At 43.6% G+C, this 20605-nt stretch carries 25 protein-coding genes; 13 read left to right on the top strand and 12 right to left on the bottom strand.

Features of this window, described 5'->3' with window-relative positions; translation table 11 throughout:
• The first annotated feature begins 73 nt into the window (after nt 1-73).
• The gene (locus tag DBT49_RS06375) at nt 74-502 is read left to right on the top strand and encodes a hypothetical protein (protein WP_070559824.1); all 429 of its coding nucleotides are present in this window, start codon (nt 74-76) and stop codon (nt 500-502) included.
• A 76-nt stretch (nt 503-578) separates the two neighbouring features.
• Here the strand turns inward: DBT49_RS06375 and mgsA are convergent, their stop codons facing one another.
• Together mgsA and DBT49_RS06365 are read right to left on the bottom strand one after the other, a co-directional pair.
• Entirely contained in the window at nt 579-1046 is a 468-nt protein-coding gene (mgsA, locus tag DBT49_RS06370; protein ID WP_070559826.1) for a methylglyoxal synthase, read from the bottom strand.
• Between the two features lie 95 nt (nt 1047-1141).
• Complete coding sequence (locus tag DBT49_RS06365) at nt 1142-2362, bottom strand: sodium/glutamate symporter (protein WP_083300498.1); 1221 nt, start codon at nt 2360-2362, stop codon at nt 1142-1144.
• Between the two features lie 355 nt (nt 2363-2717).
• Here DBT49_RS06365 and racE point away from each other — a divergent pair, with 355 nt between their 5' ends.
• The 3 genes from racE to DBT49_RS06350 are packed head-to-tail and all read left to right on the top strand — an operon-like array spanning nt 2718 to nt 4654.
• Entirely contained in the window at nt 2718-3539 is an 822-nt protein-coding gene (gene racE / locus DBT49_RS06360) for a glutamate racemase (protein WP_070559828.1), read from the top strand.
• Nucleotides 3540-3542: 3 nt separating this feature from the next.
• The gene (locus DBT49_RS06355) at nt 3543-4157 is read left to right on the top strand and encodes an XTP/dITP diphosphatase (protein ID WP_070559829.1); all 615 of its coding nucleotides are present in this window, start codon (nt 3543-3545) and stop codon (nt 4155-4157) included.
• On the top strand, nt 4154-4654 hold the full coding sequence (locus tag DBT49_RS06350; RefSeq protein ID WP_070559831.1) for a metallophosphoesterase: 501 nt from the start codon (nt 4154-4156) through the stop codon (nt 4652-4654). The genes DBT49_RS06355 and DBT49_RS06350 overlap by 4 nt, the downstream gene beginning before the upstream one ends.
• Nucleotides 4655-4811: 157 nt before the next feature.
• Here the strand turns inward: DBT49_RS06350 and DBT49_RS06345 are convergent, their stop codons facing one another.
• Nucleotides 4812-5699 (bottom strand): mechanosensitive ion channel family protein, encoded by an 888-nt coding sequence (locus DBT49_RS06345; RefSeq protein ID WP_070559832.1) that lies wholly within the window; start codon nt 5697-5699, stop codon nt 4812-4814.
• Between the two features lie 167 nt (nt 5700-5866).
• Here DBT49_RS06345 and DBT49_RS06340 point away from each other — a divergent pair, with 167 nt between their 5' ends.
• Nucleotides 5867-6385, top strand: a complete 519-nt coding sequence (locus DBT49_RS06340) for a DUF948 domain-containing protein (RefSeq protein WP_013668516.1) — start codon at nt 5867-5869, stop codon at nt 6383-6385.
• A gap of 43 nt (nt 6386-6428) precedes the next feature.
• Entirely contained in the window at nt 6429-6923 is a 495-nt protein-coding gene (locus tag DBT49_RS06335) for a YtxH domain-containing protein (protein WP_111872368.1), read from the top strand.
• A 145-nt stretch (nt 6924-7068) separates the two neighbouring features.
• Here DBT49_RS06335 and DBT49_RS06330 read toward each other — a convergent pair whose 3' ends face one another.
• Genes DBT49_RS06330 through DBT49_RS06290 form a run of 9 tightly spaced genes read right to left on the bottom strand, consistent with a single transcriptional unit; the run spans nt 7069 to nt 15661 of the window.
• Nucleotides 7069-7725, bottom strand: coding sequence for a V-type ATP synthase subunit D (locus DBT49_RS06330; protein ID WP_070559838.1), 657 nt, complete (start codon nt 7723-7725; stop codon nt 7069-7071).
• Complete coding sequence (locus DBT49_RS06325) at nt 7725-9158, bottom strand: V-type ATP synthase subunit B (protein WP_064292165.1); 1434 nt, start codon at nt 9156-9158, stop codon at nt 7725-7727. Before DBT49_RS06325 ends, DBT49_RS06330 begins: the two co-directional genes overlap by 1 nt.
• A 12-nt stretch (nt 9159-9170) precedes the next feature.
• Entirely contained in the window at nt 9171-10934 is a 1764-nt protein-coding gene (locus tag DBT49_RS06320; protein WP_070559842.1) for a V-type ATP synthase subunit A, read from the bottom strand.
• 3 nt (nt 10935-10937) lie between these two features.
• Nucleotides 10938-11516 carry a hypothetical protein gene (locus DBT49_RS06315; RefSeq protein ID WP_070559844.1) on the bottom strand — a complete coding sequence of 193 codons (579 nt, stop codon included), beginning with the start codon at nt 11514-11516 and terminating at the stop codon, nt 10938-10940.
• A gap of 14 nt (nt 11517-11530) precedes the next feature.
• Nucleotides 11531-11839 carry a V-type ATP synthase subunit F gene (locus DBT49_RS06310; RefSeq protein ID WP_070559846.1) on the bottom strand — a complete coding sequence of 103 codons (309 nt, stop codon included), beginning with the start codon at nt 11837-11839 and terminating at the stop codon, nt 11531-11533.
• On the bottom strand, nt 11839-12285 hold the full coding sequence (locus DBT49_RS06305; protein WP_083300499.1) for an ATP synthase subunit C: 447 nt from the start codon (nt 12283-12285) through the stop codon (nt 11839-11841). Before DBT49_RS06305 ends, DBT49_RS06310 begins: the two co-directional genes overlap by 1 nt.
• Before the next feature lie 52 nt (nt 12286-12337).
• A complete protein-coding gene (locus DBT49_RS06300; protein WP_111872367.1) occupies nt 12338-14287 on the bottom strand; it encodes a V-type ATP synthase subunit I in 1950 nt (649 codons plus the stop codon).
• 14 nt (nt 14288-14301) lie between these two features.
• Complete coding sequence (locus DBT49_RS06295; RefSeq protein ID WP_070559849.1) at nt 14302-15339, bottom strand: V-type ATPase subunit; 1038 nt, start codon at nt 15337-15339, stop codon at nt 14302-14304.
• The gene (locus tag DBT49_RS06290; protein ID WP_070559851.1) at nt 15332-15661 is read right to left on the bottom strand and encodes a hypothetical protein; all 330 of its coding nucleotides are present in this window, start codon (nt 15659-15661) and stop codon (nt 15332-15334) included. Before DBT49_RS06290 ends, DBT49_RS06295 begins: the two co-directional genes overlap by 8 nt.
• 344 nt (nt 15662-16005) lie before the next feature.
• On the opposite strand from DBT49_RS06290, the gene comGA reads away from it, so the two are divergent.
• From comGA to DBT49_RS06255, 7 genes are read left to right on the top strand one after another with little or no spacing between them, the layout of a single operon-like run.
• Nucleotides 16006-17010, top strand: a complete 1005-nt coding sequence (comGA, locus tag DBT49_RS06285; protein ID WP_070559853.1) for a competence type IV pilus ATPase ComGA — start codon at nt 16006-16008, stop codon at nt 17008-17010.
• Nucleotides 16955-18040: a competence type IV pilus assembly protein ComGB gene (comGB, locus tag DBT49_RS06280; protein WP_070559855.1), complete on the top strand. Its 1086-nt coding sequence runs from the start codon at nt 16955-16957 to the stop codon at nt 18038-18040. Before comGA ends, comGB begins: the two co-directional genes overlap by 56 nt.
• Nucleotides 18037-18360, top strand: coding sequence for a competence type IV pilus major pilin ComGC (comGC, locus tag DBT49_RS06275; RefSeq protein ID WP_224783829.1), 324 nt, complete (start codon nt 18037-18039; stop codon nt 18358-18360). The genes comGB and comGC overlap by 4 nt, the downstream gene beginning before the upstream one ends.
• Nucleotides 18361-18362: 2 nt before the next feature.
• On the top strand, nt 18363-18815 hold the full coding sequence (locus DBT49_RS06270) for a type II secretion system protein (protein WP_070559857.1): 453 nt from the start codon (nt 18363-18365) through the stop codon (nt 18813-18815).
• Nucleotides 18790-19092: a hypothetical protein gene (locus tag DBT49_RS06265; RefSeq protein ID WP_070559859.1), complete on the top strand. Its 303-nt coding sequence runs from the start codon at nt 18790-18792 to the stop codon at nt 19090-19092. The genes DBT49_RS06270 and DBT49_RS06265 overlap by 26 nt, the downstream gene beginning before the upstream one ends.
• Nucleotides 19061-19540 carry a competence type IV pilus minor pilin ComGF gene (gene comGF / locus DBT49_RS06260; protein ID WP_070559860.1) on the top strand — a complete coding sequence of 160 codons (480 nt, stop codon included), beginning with the start codon at nt 19061-19063 and terminating at the stop codon, nt 19538-19540. The genes DBT49_RS06265 and comGF overlap by 32 nt, the downstream gene beginning before the upstream one ends.
• 58 nt (nt 19541-19598) lie before the next feature.
• Entirely contained in the window at nt 19599-20477 is an 879-nt protein-coding gene (locus DBT49_RS06255; protein ID WP_111872366.1) for a hypothetical protein, read from the top strand.
• The last annotated feature ends 128 nt before the right edge of the window (nt 20478-20605 follow it).

Genomic DNA, 20605 nt, shown 5'->3' with positions numbered 1-20605 from the left:
TTTATACTAAAAATAGATGGGAAAGAAAACTTTGTAAAGCTCAAAAAAGCATACCAATAAGGAGATGATCCAAATGGTTAAGTTACTTCGTTTCTTAAATGCAATTCCCCTTATCTATATCCTGGTCGTTTTTGCCTTGTCAGGTCTGGCCTGGGTAATGTCTAGTCCGGACATTTTAGAAGCCCTAGGAGGATTATTGATGTCCTTGGTAGTGATTTCCTACCCAGCTATCGGTCTATTTTCAATTCTCCTGCTGACTTTAGGTCTTCTCGTTTACTTTAAGGAGGGGAGTTCTCAAGCCAAACAGGCCTTGAAGAAACACGCTCTCTTTCTTATCCTAATGAATGCGATTTATTACGCAGCCTTTCCCATTGACGACTTTTTGATGGCAAGAACCCAGTTAAATACTGATTTTGTCGTCTATGCTTTATACCTTTCAGTGTTTGTCTTGTCAGTCCTACTATGGTGGAATAACCATAACTGGCGGCAGGTTGATCACTAAAAAAAATAAGTAAAAAGAAAAAGTCAACTCGGATTCTCTCATAATTGAGAAGTCTGAGTTGACCTTATTATTTTGCTTAATCTTCTTTAAGCGGGCGGTTGACGCTACCATGGTTGAGGTTTTCGCGGATATCGCGGTTAACCTGACCATCGGCATAGTCCTCTCGCCAATTGATTAACCCAGCGCCCAAGCCGCGGACTAGGACTTCTGCACTGCCAATATTGGTCGCTAAGGGAACATTGTAGACATCACAGAGACGAATCAGAGCATTCACATCCGGTTCATGGGGCATGGCTGTTAGGGGGTCTCTTAAGAAAATGACGCAATCGATCTGATTTTGTGAGACTTCAGCACCGATTTGCTGGTCACCACCTAAGGGGCCAGATTGGTAGCAATGGACTTTGAGGCCAGTCGCTTGACTAACGCGTTTGCCAGTGGTCCCGGTCGCCACTAAGTCATGCTGACTGAGAATATCCTGGTAGGCCGTGGTCAATTGGATCATTAGTTCTTTCTTACTGTCGTGGGCAATGAGTGCTATCCGCATGGAGGTCTTCCTTTCCTGTGTAATAGAACATTGTTCATTTCTATCATAAACAAATTCCTAGGGAAAAGAAAGTTAAGTGATGACTATCCGCTGGCCTAAGCAATCAGATGGATGAAGCCGTAGATAGCAAAGATATTGATAAAATCAATAAAAAGGGCTCCCACGATAGAAACGGCTAGAAAGGCTAACGGGCTAGCACCATATTCATGGGTGATTTGCCGCATGCAGGCCATGGCGTTGGAGGAGGACCCCATCCCAAAGCCAATAAATCCTGCAGTCATCACGGCCGAGTCGTAATTTTTCCCCATAGTATAAAAGACAATATAACGGGCAAAAGCTAGAGTAACGACTGTTTCTGCCACAATAATTAAAAGCATGGGTAGAGCCATATCAATAATAGTCCATAACTCTAAACCCACCATGGTTAAGGCCAGGAAGAGATTGAGTGAGATATCCGAAGTCACATCCAGAGCGGCATCATCAAGGATAGGTCGTTCCTTGGCATCAGAGATATTCCGAGCGGTGGCTGCCACAATCATCGGCCCAATATAAACGGGGAAGGTGATTCCTCCCACTAATTTACCCACTACAGTGTTAATGATTTCGGTGACAAAAGTCCCCACAAAAATCACTAGTAAGGTGCCATACAACATATAACCAATCCGTTCAGCGGTTAAGCGTTGGTGTTGGGGATGGCGGTGGTAGCGGTTGCTGGTATTCGCCGATGCATTCTCATCTTTAGCGGATAGGGAATATTTTTTTGCAATACCTGAGGCAATTGGACCACCAGAAAGTGAGCCCAACACAATCCCTAGAGTAGCTGCAATAATCCCTACCGAGGTAGCATTGTCGTAACCTAAGTTGACAATGGTAGGAGAGACAGCTGCCGCTGTCCCTGGGCCGCCGACTAAGGCAGGGGAACCGAGCAAGAGGGCCAAGGGGCCAGGAATATCTAAGAATTTCCCCAAAACCAGGGCCAGAATATTTTGGATAAAGATGGCTAAAATGGCAATAAAGAGGAACTTCATCACCACACCCTTAGCCCGTGACAAGGCTTGGATACTAGCGGAAAAACCAATGGTGGTAAAGTATACCACCATAAATAGGGTTGACAAGGAAGTGTCCAAGTTAAATGTGACCAGGTTAGTCAAACGTAAAAACATGTTGACTAGGGCAAAGGCTAAGCCACCTACAATGGCAGGGGGCAGGGAATATTCTTCGAGCACCGGAAAGACATTGGTCATCCACTTACCAAAAAATAAGGCAAGCACTGCAAGGCCGAGTGTCTGAACGATATCAAAATTAATTGTAATCATATAATCGCTCCTCAATATGATTGAACATTGTATGTAAATAAGTACTTATAATTATAATACCATGTAATATAAATTAATGTCATTAATTATGTCATTTAATATATCATATTGATCTGCTTACTAATAAAATTATTGCTAATTAAATGCAGAGGAAAGCCTGTCAAATTGGGGCTTATTGGTAGATGCCCACTTTTAAGGCTTCAATAAATTGTAATAAAAATTAACATTACAAACACCTCCTTTTTGTTAAGCCAATTAGCTCTAACATTTTTAGCTAAGGGATTACTATAATTAGAAAAGTACTTTTGCTATAATAGAAGTATTGATTTGAGTTTTTATTGTTAGGAGTGTCGCCATGAAGCGTCCCATTGGTTTTCTCGATTCAGGAGTGGGTGGCTTAACTGTTGTCAAAGAAGCCATGCGGCAGTTGCCCAATGAGTCGATAATTTATATTGGGGATAATGCCCGCTGTCCTTATGGGCCCCGGCCAGAGGCAGAGATAAACGAATTCACCCAAGAATTAGTTGATTTTCTCTTGGAGCAAAATATTAAAATGCTTGTGATTGCTTGCAATACCGCGACAGCAGTGTCATTGGAGCGGATCCGCCAACGGGTGAATATTCCGGTCATTGGTGTTATCCACCCCGGTGCTCGTGCAGCCAACCGTTATAGTGAAAACGGCCATATCGGGATTTTGGCTACTGAAGCCACTATCAACAGCCATTTCTATCAGAATGTCTTATTGAACCATAACAAGCATTTAACCTTGTATCCTTTGGTCTGTTCCAAATTCGTGCCCTTAGTGGAAAGTGGCCAATATTCCTCGCCAATAGCTAAGAAGATCGTGGCTGAAAGTCTTTATGATTTAAAACAGACAGCTATCGACACCCTCATTCTGGGTTGCACTCACTATCCCTTATTAGCTCCACTGATCCAAAAATTCATGGGACCAGGGGTACGCTTGGTCAATTCCGGAGCTGAAACCGTGAGTGATGTTTCGGCAATTCTCGACCTCTATAATCTAGCGGAATCTTCATGGAACCCAGAAGTCGCCACTTATCAGTTTTATACTACCGGAGGGGTGGCCTTGTTCAAGGATATTGCCAAGGCTTGGCTACAAAAAGATATTCCGGTCAGCCGGATCCCCCTCAGTCAATTAGAAGCAAAAAAGGAGTAGACCATGGCTAATAATGATCTCTTAATCGCCACCAAAAATCCTGGCAAGGCCAGGGAATTCCAACAATTATTTGCCCCCTTAGGTTTCAAAATCAAGACCCTTTTAGATTATCCTGAAATCAATAATATTCCAGAAACCGGATCCAGCTTTTTAGAAAACGCTAGTCAAAAGGCCAGTACAGCAGCTAAACTCTTACAGGTTCCCACTATCGCTGATGACTCTGGCTTGGAAATTGAAGCTCTAAATGGAGAGCCAGGGATCTATTCGGCTCGCTATGCTGGCTTAGACAAGAATGATCAAGCCAACCGCCATAAAGTCTTACTAGCTATGGAAGATATTCCCGATGGCAAGCGTCAAGCCCAATTTACTTGTGCCATGGTCTTAAGTCATTCGGATGGCCAAGTCTATAAACATTATATTGGTCACTTGTCCGGAGAAATCCTAAGGGAAGAGCGGGGCAGTAACGGCTTTGGTTATGATTCAATCTTTTACCTTCCAGACTACCAAAAAACTACAGCAGAAATTGAGCCTGACTTAAAAAATAAGATCAGTCACCGTGGTCAAGTCATGGCCCAACTCAAAGCCGATATTGAAGCAGGAAAGGTGGAATTGCAATGAAAATATTACTAATCTCAGATAGTCATGGAGATAGCCAGATTCTCTCAGACCTCGTCGCACGCTACCAAGACCAAGTTGACCTCATGCTCCATTGCGGTGATTCTGAATTAGATGCTGGCGACAGTATTTGGAATGTGATCGAACCGGTGAAGGGAAATTGCGATTTTGGCCCCTACCAGCCTGAACGCATTATCGATACACCAGAAGGCCGGCTGATCTATACCCATGGCCACCTTTATGGGGTCAAGGCGGGAGTAGAGAAATACGCTGAATATGCCAAGAAACAAGGCTGTCAAATTGCTGTCTATGGTCACACACACATCATGGATGACCAGTTCCTTGATGGAGTGCACTTAATTAACCCTGGGTCCGTGACCTTCCCTCGTGGCAACTATCTCACTCCCACCTATGCCATCCTAGACTGGCAAGCTGGCCAGGAAGAAGTCACCTTCTACCAAAGAAACGGCGAAAAAGTCCCCGAAAAATTCCTGCCTTAAGGAGAGTGTGACAAGTGCACCAAAAGACAAAATTACAGAAATACCATTCAATAAAAACGTAATGCATGAAAAAGGCTGGGAAGATCATCCCAGCCTTTAAGATCTTGTCTAAAAAAATATCTTACTGTAGAAATCCATTAATCTTTATCATGGCTTTTTATTTGTCTTGGTTTTTAGTTTCTGTATGTTTATAATCGACACTAATGTGAGAGACAGCTCTTTGGGAGTCAGGTTGTTCTATGCCTGCTTCTCTTAAGGCATTGGTGAGTTCTTCATAGTACTTGCTTTGAATATCTTCCTGGCTGCCGTTTACACAGAAGAAGCGAATGCGATAAACGAGTTGGTGGTCAACATTTCGAGTCACCCCTAGTAATACCGGTGGCTTAGATAGGTTTTCGTCGGGAGCCAAATCGCCAAGACGTTTCTTAATGACAGCGACGAATTCATTAATATCGGTATCAGCAAAGTAAGATAAATCAACTTCACTACGGATAGGGTTTCGTGAATTATTGACCACCACTTCAATTTGGCGGTTAGGGATAAAATTCATAGTTCCGTCGAAACCACGGATAACAGTGGTTTTAATCCCGATCTTTTCTACGATCCCGCTGACTTGGTCGATTACTACGGAATCACCAACGTCTAGCTGGTGTTCTAGCAGGATGAACATGCCATTGACCATGTCAGTAACCAAGCCCTGGGCGCCAATACCTACTGCAATACTGGCTATCCCAGCACCAGCTAAGAGCGTGGCAACTGGTACGCCAAGAATGGCTAGGGTAGAGTAACCAAGCAGGAAGTAATACACGTACTGGGTAATATTGGTCAACAGGGCTTTCATGGTTTTTGACCGGTAGTTATTGTTGGAAAAACGGGCAGTTTTATCAAAGTAGGTATTAATCAAACGCACTGTAATTCGGCGAATGATGTATAGCAAGACCACCGTAAGAACTAATTGTAAGAGGGTAGTGAGTAAGTGGGATAAAATACTTTCAATATCGATATTGCCAAGATAATTGGTGAACCATTGACTGATGAATTGCATTGAGACTTTCCTTTCTTATTCATAGATATAGTTTATACGTTATTCCCATAAAGGTAAAGCCAAGCCACTGGAAGCGATTATATTTTGTATTATAGGTAAAAAATGGTATCATATAGGTATATTAAAAATAAGAAAGTCACTTAAAGATGTGAGGAGTGATGTATAGCATGACATGGAGTGAGATAGCGGCAATTATTGCTGCAGTATCCTTCGCTGTTTTAGTGGTTTTTCTTGTTTTATTTATCCGTCAATTGACACAAACGGTTAAAGAAGTTGTGAATACAGTTGATGAGGCCAATAAAACAATTGCCGTTCTCCGACGCGATGTCGACGGTATCTCAGTAGAAGCTCAAGGCCTACTTAATAAGACCAACCAACTACTGGAAGACGTTAACGGTAAGGTAGCTAAGGTTGATCCTTTATTCCAAGCAGTGGGAGATGTTGGAGTTTCCATTTCCGATGTGAATGATTCTACCCGCGATTTGGTATTGAATATCACCAATAAAGCGGATGAAAAAGTTGATCAAGCCAAAGCCGGTTACAAGAAAGTACGTCAAGCCAGTGAAAATAGCCAGGTTGATCCCAAGGTTTCTGGCTTTGAAAAGATTGGAAAATCAGCTAAATTACTTAAGAAAAAACGCGACATGCGTAAGGCTCAAGAACAATCAGAAACCAAGGCATTTTAGCCGAATAGTGTGAATGTGTGAAAAAGGAAAGGAAGTATATCTTATGTCAAATAAAACAGGTGCATTTTTACTCGGAGCAATTATTGGTGGATCAGCCGCTGCTGTAACAGCTTTATTATTCGCCCCAAAATCTGGTAAAGAATTACGTCAAGACATCAATGACCAAGCGAACAACTTAAAAGACACAGCGATGGACTATGCTGATCTTGCTATCGAAAAAGGAAACACTATCTACGAAGCTACTTCAGATGCTGCTAACGACATCCGCGTTAACTTACAAGAAAGTGCCGACACCCTTAAAGACTCCTTACAAGAAACTGGCCGTGTAGCTAACGAACAATACCACAAGGCTAAAGACGACGTTAAGGAAGCTTACGACTACACCAAGGAATATGTCGATGAAGCTGCTCAAGACGCCAAAGACGAAGCCAAAAAAGCTGGTAAAGAAGTCGAAGAAAAATCAAAAGATGTCGTAGACACCGCTAAAAAAGAAGCCAAAGACGGTAAAGAAGAAGCTAAAAACCAAGCTAAAAAATAAGGCTTAGGATAAATGAAAAGGAAGCTGGAATCAATCAGCTTCCTTTTTTATACTCGTTTTTAAATAAGACATTACTGAATAAGCTATTATGTATAAAAAAGAAGCCTAGGCAAATCCTAGACTTCTTTTTGGCTATTGTCGCACTCTATGCTTCAGAGCGCATGCGTTCTTTTTGGGCTTCATCCTTGGCAGTAAGGATGCGTTTAACCACTTTAAGGCGGGTGAATTCTTCTCTTTCCTTTTCTTCAAGGGCTGAGGAGATGTCTCTTTGAGCGTCTTGCAATTGCGGAATGGTAATATTCTTCAAGGCATTGACCCGTTTTTGGGTTTTTTGGATATTTGAGGCTAGCCGGTAAGCCGCGTTCTCTACTTGGGCCAGTTGCATCTCTAAGTCCTTAACTGTTTCAAAGGCAATCCGGGCTTCATCCATTTTTGTGGTGGTTTGAGAGAAGGAATAGGCCGGTTGCATGGCCTCAGCTTGGTAGTCGACCTCAGGCACCTCACTGCCCATCACGCTACGAACTTTGAGGCTAAGACTATCGGATTGGGGCACATCTTGGGCCCAGTCCGCAATGGTATGTAAACCAATCTCTCTCTGGGCTTCAAAGAGGCACTCATAGGCCTTTTGATAGGCTTCCTTTAATTGCTCTTGGACTTTCTTAGCCTTTTGCACCAGGGACATAATTTCATTCATTAAAATCATCCGTTTACGGTCCATTAATTCGTGGCCGTTCTTGGATAAGCGCAAGGTTTTTTCAACCTGCATGAGATTCCCCTTGGTGGGGGTGTGGTTGACTTCCATTAGTCCTCACCGTCCTGCTTACTATCCTTATCTAGGGCATCTTTTTTGTAAGAATAAGTGGTATCTTCATAATATTTGTCGAGTAATTGACTATCCATCCGGTTTAACTCGGTCCGTGGGAAGCTACGGAGTAGGTCCCATCCTAAGTTCAAGGTATCGGTAATTGTCCGGTTCTCATCTTGCTTTTGCCCAATAAATTCTTGTTCAAAGGCTTCCCCGAAGGCTAAGTATTTCTTATCTAAGTCAGAAAGTTCTTCTTCCCCGATAACCGATGCTAGCGAACGGGCATCAATGGCTTGGGAGTAAGCGGCGAAGAGTTGATTAGATACCGCGTCATGGTCCTCACGGGTGTAGCCGTCCCCAATCCCGTCCTTCATTAAACGTGACAGGGAAGGGAGAGGATTAATTGGTGGGTAGATATTCTTCCCTTCAATACTCCGGTCCAATACCACCTGGCCTTCAGTAATATAACCAGTAAGGTCAGGAATCGGGTGGGTGATGTCATCGTTAGGCATGGTTAGAATTGGAATTTGAGTTACAGAACCTTGCCGTCCTTTAACAATTCCTGCCCGTTCATAGATGGTAGCTAGCTCGGAATAGAGGTAGCCAGGATAACCTTTACGGGAAGGAATTTCTTGTTTAGCGTTAGAAACTTCACGTAAAGCTTCACAGAAGGAAGTCATATCGGTCAAAATAACCAAGACATGCTTACCTAAATCATAGGCTAAGTATTCGGCGGTAGTGAGGGCCATCCGTGGGGTAATCAAACGTTCCATCACGGGGTCGTCAGCAGTATTGACGAACATGGTCACGTGTTCCATGGCGCCACTTTCTTCAAAGGATCGCTTAAAGAAGTCGGCCACATCGTGTTTAACCCCCATGGCTGCAAAGACGACCGCAAATTCGCCGTCTACGCCGTCACCGAGTTTGGCTTGTTTAGCAATTTGAGCAGCCAGTTGGTTATGGGGCATCCCATCACCGGAGAAGATTGGTAGCTTTTGCCCGCGAATCAGGGTAGTTAAGCCGTCAATAGCGGAAAAACCGGTTTCGATATAGTCACGCGGGTAGATCCGTGAGACCGGGTTGAGGGGCGCTCCATTGACATCACGGCTCACTTCAGCGTGGATAGCGCCTAAGCCATCGATCGGTTGACCGATCCCGTTAAAGGTCCGTCCTAAGATATCAGGACCTAGGCCTAATTCCATCCCCTTACCGGTAAAGTGGGTATGGGTATTATCCAAGGACATTCCAGTAGTCGAGTCAAAAACCTGTATCAGGGCATGTTCGCCTTCAATTGTGATAATTTGACCCACTTTTTGGTCAGAACGGTTAGTTCGGAAGCGGACAATGTCACCATAGGCCGCCCCCCTAACTCCGTCGACCACGACAAGAGGGCCTTCAATCGAACTTAATCCTAAATATTCAATTGCCATTTATTTTCCCCCTTATCCATTTTCTTGCATTGCTTTTTCATAGAAGCGATCGATATCTTCATAATAATGATCAAAAGCTTCTAAGTCATCATTTGGCACATCAAACTTCATAGTAATTAATTGGTTAAAGATATCAGCCTTAGCGATATAAGACATTGGCATCCCCCATTGGACCAATTGTTGGCAGCGGGAATGTAGATAGAGAATCACATCTAACATCTTGGCTTGCTTAGCAATCGGTACCGCTTGGTCAATTTCGTGGAAGGTGTTTTGTTGTAAGAAACCTAAACGAATAATTCGTGCGGTTTGAAGGGTCAATTTTTGCGAATCAGGTAAGATATCTGAACCAATTAATTTTACGATTTCATTTAATTCATCTTCTTCGTGGAGTAGGGCCATCATTTGTGAGCGGTTCTCCACGAATTCTTCGGAAACTTGTTTATTATACCAAGCCGTTAAGTCATCCACGTATTGAGAATAGGAATTCATCCAGTTAATGGCTGGGTAGTGACGGGCATGGGCCAGGTTGGCATCCAGTCCCCAGAAACAACGGACAAAACGCTTGGTGTTTTGGGTCACGGGTTCAGAGAAGTCCCCACCTTGAGGGGAAACCGCCCCGATAATTGACACTGAACCATTGTCGTGGTTGAGGGTTTCCATGTCGCCGGCTCTTTCATAGAAGGTTGCAATCCGACTAGCCAGGTAGGCTGGATAACCTTCTTCAGCTGGCATTTCTTCCAAACGGCCCGATAATTCACGTAAAGCTTCCGCCCAACGGGAAGTGGAGTCGGCCATAATGGCTACATCATAACCCATATCCCGATAATATTCAGCAATGGTTAAGCCGGTATATATGGAAGCTTCCCGTGCTGCCACTGGCATATTGGAAGTGTTAGCGATTAAGACGGTCCGTTCCATTAATGGGGCGTTAGAACGCGGGTCAATCAGTTTGGAGAAATCTTCCAAGACTTCCGTCATTTCATTGCCACGTTCCCCGCAACCAATGTAGACAATGACATCGGCATCGGCAAACTTAGCGATTTGGTGTTGCATGGTGGTTTTCCCAGTGCCGAAACCACCTGGAATGGCCGCTGTCCCGCCCTTAGCAATCGGGAAGACGGTATCAATAATCCGTTGCCCAGTGAGCAGTGGGGTAGTACTTTCTAGCCGCTTCGCCACAGGACGTGGGGTACGGATAGGCCATTTTTGATAGGCCTTGACTTGGTATTCCTCACCATTAAATTGGCGGATAGTAGCTAGGGTCTCTTCAATGGTATAGGATCCAGGAGCCACTACATCAACCACTTCACCGACCACAGAATTAGGCACCATAATTTTATGTTTAATGGCTTGGGTTTCTTGCACTTCAGCAATAACGTCACCGGCTGATACTTGGTCACCGACTTGAACGGTTGGGGTGATTTGCCATGCTTTTTGGCGGTCGAGCGAGTCGACATTGACCCCTCTTTTAATATAGAAACCACTGGATTCAGCGATATCTTCTAGGGGCCGTTCAATCCCATCGTAGATATTATTCAAGAGGCCAGGACCCAGCTCAACCGTCATGGCTGAGCCACTCCCGTAAATGGGTTCACCTGGTTTTAAGCCGGCGGTCTCTTCGTAGACTTGGATGGTGGTTTTGGCTTGGTCGATACGAATCACTTCGCCAACTAAGCGACTCTTACCGACATGGACCAATTCTTGCATGGAAAAATCAGTATTGCCCTTGACGGTAACAATGGGGCCATTAATGGCATAAATTGTATTTTCTCCCATCGATTAATCAGCCTCCTTAATGACAAAGTTTTCTTTGAGGCGGTCAAGAAAGGTTAAGAAAGAGTAGTCTACTAAGATTTGACGCTCTCTTAATACCGCCCGGATGCCGCCCATGAAGGGACGGTCAGAGATAATGATAGGGTGGGAAGCATAACTTTCTAATTGACTTCTTAAATGACTATCATTTTCATCGATGTAGAGGTCGTATTTTTCACGACCTGCGTAGGCTTGAATATTCTTCAGCATTTTTTTCAATTGTTCAATATAAGCTTCACTCTCTTGATAGCTTTCGATTTGCTTGGTGAAGGTTTTGAAGAGAGTTAGTTTCATGTTCTCTTCGGTTAAGAACAATTCTCGTTGTTGGTTGATTTGAATTTGAGAAATGGCCTTATTATTTTCCTTGCGTAAGGCTTCTTTTTCGTTAACTAAACGGTGAGCAAAGGTTTCATCGGTTTGCTCTTGAAATTTTTGGTAATCGTCTTCTAGAGTTTGCCGATATTGGTTAATTTGTTGGTCAATTTCAGATTGGCTTTGTTGGGTCACTTGATCCTTAAAATAAGCCATTTTTTCTTCAAGTTTCATACTAGGCTCCTCTCCTAAATGGATATCCCAATGGCACGCTGGATGGTGTCAGCGATTGAGGATTGTTCGGATGCATATTCATTGGGGCCTAACATCTCTACAATCAGAGGTGTTGAGCGGTTGAATCGCACCTCATCGACTAGGTCTTGGTGGTCAGCAATCAGCTGGGGCGAAATCATCAAAACACCAATATCATTTCTTTCCAAGACTGCTTGAAAAGCCTCTTCAAATGAATCGTGGTCCTTGATCAAGACGCCATCAACGCCCACCAGTTTCATCCCGGTTAAGGAATGCACATTATCGCTAATGAGATATTGTTTCATTAAAGTTGACCTAGGATAGAGAAGGAAACAATTAAACCGAAGAGGGAGATACCTTCAGCCAAACCAACAAAGATCAATGAACGACCAAAGATAGATGAATCTTCACTAATAGCACCAAGAGCTGCAGAAGCAGAGTTAGATACGGCAATACCAGCACCCACACAGGATAGACCAGTAGAAAGGGCAGCACCGATAAAACCTAAACCACGGGCTAAGCCGTCACTAGCAGCGCCAGCTTCTTGACCAGCCGCAAAGGCCACTTCTGGGTGGTAGGCAATAATTAAGGCGATCGCAATTCCTGAAACCAGGGCAAAGACATTCCAAGCCAAGGTTTTCTTATAACGTTCTCGACCAGCATGGCCTAAGAAGTAGTAAGCGCCTGGAAGGACAAAAGCAAGGATAAAGGTTAAGGCAATAGTTAATTTAAGCATAGTAGCAATAGACATTTTCATTCTCCTTTTTTTAAAATTAAATTGAATTAAATCGAAAACTTATGAATTATGACTTGGTTGATGACCAGACGCTCTTGAACTCAATCCCGTCGCCCTTGTAGAAGTGACTGAAGAGTTCATAGAATTCTAGCCGTAAGACTTGGATAAAGACAACCAAACCTTCGAATCCAGTGACAAAGAGGTTACCTAAGATAAAGACCAACCAGTTAGGGTTATTACCTTCTAGATTGGCAAACATTAAAACAATCCCCATCATCACGCCGTGGCTGATGGCAAAGGCACCCACCCGGACAAAGGAAATGGTGTTGGAAATAAAGGATAATAAGGTTTCAAAAGCTTCAAAGAAAACGGTGATTAATTGAATCACGATCCCGTCTTCATTGTCGGCTTTTTTCTTTTCAATAAAGTTAATGATTTGTTCCTTAAAACCAATGCAGAGTAGGGAAATAACCATCACGGCAATGATGATGCCTAGGGCAGGTAAGGAATGACCGGTCATGTAGAGGACCAGGGTCAAAACCATTAATCCGTAGAAAATCAAACCCATGAGGCCATTGCGGTCGAAGATGGCTTCTAATTTTTCGCCTTCTTTAAGCCGTAAGACAAAATTCATCAGCATGGTTAAGAGAATTAAGAACATCCCAAAGCAAACTGACACCACGAAGACCGTGTTCAAAGTCCCAAAGAAGGGCACATTGGTCATGGCCTTACTTGGACTCAACCAGATGGGCTCAATAATCTTGTCTTCAATCCCAAACACGGAACCGTATAAGAAACCGAAAAGCATGGATGAAATACCCACTGGCAAGAACATCTTGGCCATAGCGACTTTAGGCAGATGGTAGGACGCTAAGCCCAGTAAAAAGAGTAAGAGCCCGTGGCCCACGTCCCCAAACATGGCCCCAAACATTAAGGAATAGGTTACTGCCACTAAGGGTGTAGGGTCCATCTCTTCATAATTGGGGGTCCCATACATCTTAGTGATCATGCGAAAAGGTTTGGTAAAAAAATTATTCTTCAACTTCGTGGGTGGTTCGATATTATCTTCATCACTATCGTCTTCAATATAGATGGTTACGTTAGGATCATCTTTGACATCGTTGACTAAGGACTTGGCATCATCTTCATCCATCCAGCCGATTAAGAGATAGCGGGTCTCCTTCTTAGCAAATTCGTTACGGGTAATGGCTGCATAACGGCGGATCCCAAAGGCCTTGGATAACTTATGGAGACGTTGTTTAGCTTCCAATAAATTGTCTCTAACAGGTAGGAGGAAGGCTTTAAGCTTGGTTTCTAAATCAGCTTGCATCTTCTTGAGTTTTTGGATTTCGCCTTGGTAACGGCTGAGAATTTCTTTAAAAGTCCCACTTTCTTCAGGCAGGTAAATTCTTTGCCATGCTAGGGAGAAATACAAAGCGTCTACCCGTTGCCGGGCTTCGGCGGGCACAAAGTAAAGGCCATAAACATAGCCGTCTTCGGTTTTAGAAGGAATGAAGATGGAAGGAATCATATTGTCGATATATTTTTTAAACTTGCGATAATTGGCTTCAGTAAAACGACCAAAGCGAAACTTAATCTTTTCCATGGAAAGAATATCGGCTAAGTTATAATCGATTTCGGAAAAAGGCAGGTAGGTGTGGTAGTCAGCCTCTAACTTTTCCAATGATTCATTGACTTCATTTAATTGCCCTTGGACATCGGAGCAATCTTTTTCGACTTCAGTCACTAGACGCTTGATATAGTCAAAGTCTAAGTCGCGACAATCGCCTTCTAATTCTTCTTCTTCATCACTCGTGATTTGTAATAAGTTATCAATCCGATCAGACCAGGGTTGGTAGGGATCAGGACTAGTATAGGGTTTTAAAGTCTGAATTTCTGATAATTCCTTTAGCGTATTTTCTAAATGAATATCATAATGACTTAAGTATTGGTCAGCCATCCGGTCGATATCATCACGTGGACCAGATATGTTGACCATACTCATCTTTGTAATCATCCAAGGAACTCCTTTCAATTATGGAATGGCATAGTAACAGGGGATTGGTAGGCAATGGCTTCGACCTTTTCTTTGAGGAGGTCAGCTTCCAGTTCTTTGAGGCTGAGATAGTCAAAGAGGGGTAAAACCGACTGCGGTAAACTCTTAGCGAAGCGGTGTTCAATGGTCTTTAACCAAGCCTTTTGTTGCTTCAATCCTACGACCTTATTCTCCCCACTCTTGAATAAATCTTGGTAACCCAAATTGGTCAAGAGATTGAAGAAGCTGTTCTTGTCCTGGCTAGCCAGGAGGGCACTGATATTAGCTTCATTGAGATAGCGACCTGGGCTAAAGAGTTGGGAGCGGATAAAGTTCTCATCCACCTTATAGTAGAATTTCAAACGAAAAATGGTCCGGATATTGGCTAAGTCCATCTCTCTACCAAATAACTTCTTAAAGCGGGTCAGGGCCTTATCATTAAGTACCCGACTGGCCTTCTTCCAAACCAAGACCGCACAGTATTGTTCAAAGACGGTACTGATAATGTAATGGTTGTAGTCGTGGTCATGGAAATAATCATGATAATCCTCAAAGAATTTACCGTAATCGGTATCTCTAAAGGTATCAATCGCATCAAGGACCGATGTCTTGGTAATTAGTTCACCGATATGAAAGTGGCGGTGTTTTTCCAAGTAGTCAGTAAAGGGGTTAACGACAAAGGGTACCGATTCTTGGCGTTCCAAGCCTCTGAGCACCTTGGTGATAAATTCACGTTCAAAACGAATCCCATAGACTGACAAGGCCGCCCGTTGTTCGAAACCAGAAAAGCGGTAGAGCTTGAGAAAGTCATAGCGCAAGCCCCGATCAATCAGTTCAATCAAGTTTTCCGCAGTGAGGTCAAGCTTGTTCTGTTCGCTGGGCATCACTTGGTGGTAGGAGGGCAATTGGTCGAGGACCTGGTAGAGGTCTGACAAAGTATAACCTGCTAAGCGGTCATCGATTTCTTCTGGAGTCAAGACGAGGCTCCCTTTCATGGCCCGGACCTTGGTGTTGATAGCGGTATAGTTAGTCATCGCCTGTCACTCCGAGTGCCTGTAATTGATTGAAGAAATCCTTGAGGTAGCTGTCTTGATCATGATCAACGAGCTGTTTGATTTGCTCCATTTGTCGGTTGTAGCTTGCTTGCAAGTCTTGGGTACGTTTCTCGCGTAAGTCTTGGTTACGGGCTTGGACCCTGGCTAATTCTTCGTCATATTTTGCTTGAGCTTGTTTCTTATAATCAGCTTTTTTTTGGTCATAGTCTTGACGCAAGGCTAATTTTTCTTCTTGAACACTCTCAAGATGACGATTGGCATCAACTTCCATATGGTGCAATTGCTCTATGATTTTATCCATCTATTCCACCATCCTTCTTTTTTATTTTATAAGCACAAAGCCAGTTTGAGCTCTGCAATTCATTATAGGACAGAAGGCAATTAAAGTCATTTTTACCCGGGATTAAATCTTGAAAAAACAGTAAAAAGTCGGCATTCGCTGACGATTTTTGCATGGAGAAAAATGATAGCGCTTTAGCTATTTGACATTTTTGGTCTCAGACGGATGAGAGTTCAGCAAACTGATTTTTAGCTTAAAAAGCTGAGAAAATTAAAAATAAAAAGTGAAGAGTTTTGCGGACCAATAAGTAGGCGGTTAACGCCTAAGTCATTCATAGTATTTAATGAAGGAATAGGAGGGATAATTTGCAGGAAGTCACTCAAGAAATACTCAAGGAAGCCTACCAAGCTCGGGTGGATGATATCCATCTCTTGCCAGAAAGGGGCCTTTACCAAGTCTATTTTCGCCAAGAGGGAATCCTAAAGCCGGTGCGCCAGTTTGACTTAGACTTTGGAAGCCGTTGGATTCGCTATTTGAAGTATATTAGTCATTTAGATGTGGGCGAGCAACGTTTACCTCAAGAAGGGGCCTTGATCTATCAATTAGACCAAGGAGACATTGAACTCAGGCTGTCCACCTTAGCCAACTACCTTATGCAGGAATCCTTGGTGATCCGTCTGCTCTATGACCAAAGTCAGTGGCATTACAGTGAGCGAGAGGCTAAAGACTTAGTTGAGATGAAGAAATACCTTTATCGAAAAAGTGGACTCATGCTTTTCTCTGGCCCGGTGGCCTCGGGAAAGACGTCAACCATCTATCATCTCTTAAGAGAGGTCTACCAGGAACGCGCCTGCCAGGTGATCACCATGGAGGACCCGGTCGAAATTAAGGAAGCCAACTTTCTACAGATCTCAGTCAACCGCAAGGCAGGATTAACTTATGAACGCTTGATCAAGGCCAGTCTCCGCCACCATCCCGATATTCTCTTGATCGGTGAAATTCGTGATGAAGAAACTGCTCAGATGGTGATGCGGGCAGCCTTAACCGGGCACTTGGTGATTGCCACCATCCATGCCAAGAACTGTATCGGCGTCATTGGCCGTCTCAAGGAATTGGGACTGAGCCAAGAACAACTACTGCAAACGCTCTTGTTTGTAGCTTCTCAGCGCCTCATTCCTGTCAAAGGAGAAGGAGTGTCGCGGCAACTTTTTTGTGAATGGATGAATGCCCGCATGTTGGCCCTCTACCTCACTAAGGGAGAAGTGGCCAGTGACTTTAAGTCTTTAAATAGTAAATTGCAGGAGGCTTATACCCATGGAAAAATCCAAGCCGAACTTTTGGCGGCCTATCAATTGGAAGAAAATTGCTAATTATGAAATTACTTCCTCTTGGAATAAAAGCCTCCAAGCGGAAGTGCTTGCCTATATCGCTGACATGTTAATGGAAGGTTTTCAAATGATTGATATCTTTTCCTTCTTGGCTGCCCTCTATCCCAAGGAGGAAGAGACCTTTAAAGCCATGGAGGCCTTATTAATTGAAGGGCATTTTTTCTATGAAACCACTGGAGAAATGAAACTGGCTAAGGATATTCAATTCCAAATCCAAGTCGCTGAACGCTGGGGTGATTTTGCTCCAGGCCTAAAGACCATCAGTTCCTATCTCAAGGAGAGAGCCCAGCAGCAAGCCACTATCAGGCAAAGCTTACGCTATCCGGTCTTTCTAGTGGTCTTACTTTTAGCCATGCTTCTGGGAATGCGGGGATTTGTCTTACCTCAATTTGACCGCCTCCAAGCCAGTCCTGACTCTGGAGTCCTAGGTTTACTCTTTTGGTGCTTGGAAAACCTCCCCTTACTTTTAGGAATTTTTGTCGTGGCGCTAGTGGTTTTCTATTTGCTTTTTCAACTTTGGAAGCGAAAGGTGGGCCCCTTGGTTCAAGCCCAGACCTTGGTTAAAATTCCAATTTTAGGCAGACTTTTGCGGCTTTATTACACCTATTACTTTGCCTATGAATTTAGCCAGCTCTTCCAGGTGGGCTATTCCATTAAACAGATTATTGATACCTTTAGCCAGCAAGAAGAAGTTCCTTTCCTCTATGACTTTGGCCACTATCTAGCTCATTCTTATGAAGAAGGGCAGGCCATTGTGGGCCAGCTAAGGGCGGTTAATATTTTTACCCGGGAATTTCCCGCCATTGTCCACCAGGGGGAGTTACTGAGTCAATTGGCGCTCAAGATGCGTCTTTACAGTCAGCGCTGTCTGAAGAATTACCAAGACCAGGTCAAACTCCTCATGCGTTGGATTCAGAATGGCTTATTTATCGTGATTGCTCTATTTATCGTAACCATTTATCTGATGTTGATGCTACCCATGTTTAATATGATAGGAGAGATACCAGGATGATGAATGTCTTAAATCATAAAGCGAATCGAATGATGAAAAAATTAGGTGTCCATAAGCAAGAGGGTTTTACCCTTTTAGAAATGATCGTTGTCCTCTTTATTTTAGGCTTACTGATCTTACTCTTTTTACCTAATATCATGAACCAAAGAGACAGTGCCCAGGAAACCGGGGACGAAGCCCTCATACAAACTGTTGAAACCCAGCAGATCCTCTACAAAAATGACCATGATGGTCAAGAGGGGACAATTGACCAATTGGTGGCAGAAGAATACTTAAGCCAAGAGCAAGCAGACCGCTTCAATTCCATATCCGCTGAGTAAGCATGAAGTTTAAGCAAGTACAGGCCAAGGCAGGGATGACCCTCCTGTCCATGGTTTTAACCTTATTTATTGTGGGGGTGATCTTTACGGTAACCATGATTCAAAGCCAAAAGGCCAGTCAAAATTTAGCTGTTGAAACCTGCCTCCAGAAAATCTTGCAGAGCTATGAAGCCTGTCAGAAGGAGGCCATTATCAAGGGCGAATACTACTATCTTTATTTTCTCTCTGACCAGGTACGGATTATGCAGGCCAAGGAGGGACAAGATCCTTATATAAAAGATATTATCCTCTTACCCAAAGGTACCCGAATCCAGTCCTACCAAAAGGTCAGCATCCAACCAGGGACCGGTTATATCCAGCCGCGAACGGTTACCCTACGCTATCCTCAAGGACGTTACATGGTGAAATTTCAGTTAGGAGTGGGCAAGTATGTGGTGGAAAAACGTAAGGAATAAGGCTGGCTTTATGCTGGTCGAAGCCCTAGTTTCTTTATTTTTAATTGCTTCCTTTGTGTCATTGTTTGTTACCATGATTCCCTTACAGATCGGGCACTTCAACCGCCAGCAAGTTGCCCTTGACCAACAGGAAACCCTGTACGCTGATATTCTAGATAGCGTCGGCCAAGAAAAAACAGAGCAAGTGAATTTTATCCAGGGAACCGCCTATGTTCCTGGTCAAGAAGAAGTGGAGGCAGTCAGCATTGAATTGGAAAGTGTGGAAGACTTGGAATAAGTCGGCCTTTACCCTAATTGAAGCAGTCCTGGCCTTAGCCTTATTCTTTATGATCCAATCTCTCTTTGTCCTGGTGGTTGAAGTGGAGATTAACCACTACCAAGCGGTCAAGGATATTCAGCAAGATGATTGGGGCGTTTTCCTGATGCAACTGCAAAGGGAAGCCCGCCATAGCCGGCTCAACTGGGCGACCGGCACACGCTTGAACTATCAACTGGCTAGCGGTCAACGGATTCAGATGGAGTATTACAGTAACCAGGAGTCTTCGATGATTCGTCGACTGGTCTCTGGTCGTGGCCACCAACCCTATCTGATGGGGGTGGAGTGGGTAAAGTTCACAATGGTTAATTCCCACCAGGTGAGGGTAAATTGCCTCTTGGCTGATCAAAAGGAATACCAAGCACTGATTTCCTTTAGAGAGGAGGCTAGGAAAACTGAAAGCGATTAAGGATAAGTCTGGCTCCATCCTCTTTTATTCCCTTTCCCTGCTCTTTATCTTAAGTTTGTTGTCGCTAGCCAGTCTCAAGCTCTACCAAGTCAATATCACCAATATGCGGACCGTAGCGGAAGGTTACCTGGCCCATAGCTTGGCAGAAATGGCCTACCAACATGAATACTTGAAAATTGAAGACCAGGTAGAAAGTGAAATGGAGGACAAGTATGAAGACCTCCTCGCTAAAGAAGAGGAAAGAATTGAAAAGGCGATTCAAGACAAGGAGGAAGTGGCCCAGCAAAAAGAGCGCGAAGAACAAGAAGCAAGTCTAAAGCGAGATAAGGAAAAGCAGAATCAAGAGCGAGACGCTTATGAACCAATTCCTTCATTAAATAAGGAGTATTTTGCAGCCATAATCGATCAAGGGCAATTGGATACATCTGATCCCGACCAAGTCTATCTTATCCAAGTCAATACCGATTCAGACTCAGAGGAGATCTTAGTTAATGGACCTGGTTTAGAGGAAATGCTGGAAAATGAGGATGAGGAGACAGAAATCTTACTCGTTAATGTCTATCCAAACTATGATCAGGCTCAAGAAGACCTGTCCGCTAGAAAAGCAGCGGAAGAGACTTCCAGGGAGGAAGCCGATTTAGAGGAGGAAGATTTAGCTGAAGAGCTTTCTCCTGAAGAGGAAAAGGCTCAAGAAGAGGCTAGACAAAAAAGAATGAATGAGGCCAAAGAAAAAGAGCTCAAGCAAGTCAAAGCCAAACTCAAAGACCAGCAGGATATGGAGGTCCGCCAGCAGATTAAAGATCAACGAGCAAAGCTAAAGCTCAATAAACGCTTTTACTTTAACCTCGGCCAAGTCGACTATTACACTCAAAATGACCAGCAACTATGTCGAGTAACCATCTATGCTAGTGACAACGTCTATGATCTAAGTTATTAGAAGAAGGATGTGAGGACGCCGTCAGGGACTTGAATCGCTACGTATATTATAGCTGTAACTCGCTGATGCTTCGAACAGCTATAGCAAATGAAAGAAAATTCGTCCTTAAAGAAGGTTGTGGTTCAAGC

The sequence above is a fragment of the Aerococcus mictus genome (assembly GCF_003286595.3).
GTDB lineage: Bacteria > Bacillota > Bacilli > Lactobacillales > Aerococcaceae > Aerococcus > Aerococcus mictus.
Note: the sequence above shows the minus strand (reverse complement) of the source record. Positions and strands in the feature narration are given on the sequence as shown.

Bases quoted from the DNA above. Each gene is read 5' to 3' on its own strand.
- DBT49_RS06375 (WP_070559824.1), top strand. From the start codon at position 74: ATGGTTAAGTTACTTCGTTTCTTAAATGCAATTCCCCTTATCTATATC.
- mgsA (WP_070559826.1), bottom strand. From the start codon at position 1,046: ATGCGGATAGCACTCATTGCCCACGACAGTAAGAAAGAACTAATGATC.
- DBT49_RS06365 (WP_083300498.1), bottom strand. From the start codon at position 2,362: ATGATTACAATTAATTTTGATATCGTTCAGACACTCGGCCTTGCAGTG.
- racE (WP_070559828.1), top strand. From the start codon at position 2,718: ATGAAGCGTCCCATTGGTTTTCTCGATTCAGGAGTGGGTGGCTTAACT.
- DBT49_RS06355 (WP_070559829.1), top strand. From the start codon at position 3,543: ATGGCTAATAATGATCTCTTAATCGCCACCAAAAATCCTGGCAAGGCC.
- DBT49_RS06350 (WP_070559831.1), top strand. From the start codon at position 4,154: ATGAAAATATTACTAATCTCAGATAGTCATGGAGATAGCCAGATTCTC.
- DBT49_RS06345 (WP_070559832.1), bottom strand. From the start codon at position 5,699: ATGCAATTCATCAGTCAATGGTTCACCAATTATCTTGGCAATATCGAT.
- DBT49_RS06340 (WP_013668516.1), top strand. From the start codon at position 5,867: ATGACATGGAGTGAGATAGCGGCAATTATTGCTGCAGTATCCTTCGCT.
- DBT49_RS06335 (WP_111872368.1), top strand. From the start codon at position 6,429: ATGTCAAATAAAACAGGTGCATTTTTACTCGGAGCAATTATTGGTGGA.
- DBT49_RS06330 (WP_070559838.1), bottom strand. From the start codon at position 7,725: ATGGAAGTCAACCACACCCCCACCAAGGGGAATCTCATGCAGGTTGAA.
- DBT49_RS06325 (WP_064292165.1), bottom strand. From the start codon at position 9,158: ATGGCAATTGAATATTTAGGATTAAGTTCGATTGAAGGCCCTCTTGTC.
- DBT49_RS06320 (WP_070559842.1), bottom strand. From the start codon at position 10,934: ATGGGAGAAAATACAATTTATGCCATTAATGGCCCCATTGTTACCGTC.
- DBT49_RS06315 (WP_070559844.1), bottom strand. From the start codon at position 11,516: ATGAAACTTGAAGAAAAAATGGCTTATTTTAAGGATCAAGTGACCCAA.
- DBT49_RS06310 (WP_070559846.1), bottom strand. From the start codon at position 11,839: ATGAAACAATATCTCATTAGCGATAATGTGCATTCCTTAACCGGGATG.
- DBT49_RS06305 (WP_083300499.1), bottom strand. From the start codon at position 12,285: ATGTCTATTGCTACTATGCTTAAATTAACTATTGCCTTAACCTTTATC.
- DBT49_RS06300 (WP_111872367.1), bottom strand. From the start codon at position 14,287: ATGATTACAAAGATGAGTATGGTCAACATATCTGGTCCACGTGATGAT.
- DBT49_RS06295 (WP_070559849.1), bottom strand. From the start codon at position 15,339: ATGACTAACTATACCGCTATCAACACCAAGGTCCGGGCCATGAAAGGG.
- DBT49_RS06290 (WP_070559851.1), bottom strand. From the start codon at position 15,661: ATGGATAAAATCATAGAGCAATTGCACCATATGGAAGTTGATGCCAAT.
- comGB (WP_070559855.1), top strand. From the start codon at position 16,955: ATGGAAAAATCCAAGCCGAACTTTTGGCGGCCTATCAATTGGAAGAAA.
- comGC (WP_224783829.1), top strand. From the start codon at position 18,037: ATGATGAATGTCTTAAATCATAAAGCGAATCGAATGATGAAAAAATTA.
- DBT49_RS06270 (WP_070559857.1), top strand. From the start codon at position 18,363: ATGAAGTTTAAGCAAGTACAGGCCAAGGCAGGGATGACCCTCCTGTCC.
- DBT49_RS06265 (WP_070559859.1), top strand. From the start codon at position 18,790: ATGTGGTGGAAAAACGTAAGGAATAAGGCTGGCTTTATGCTGGTCGAA.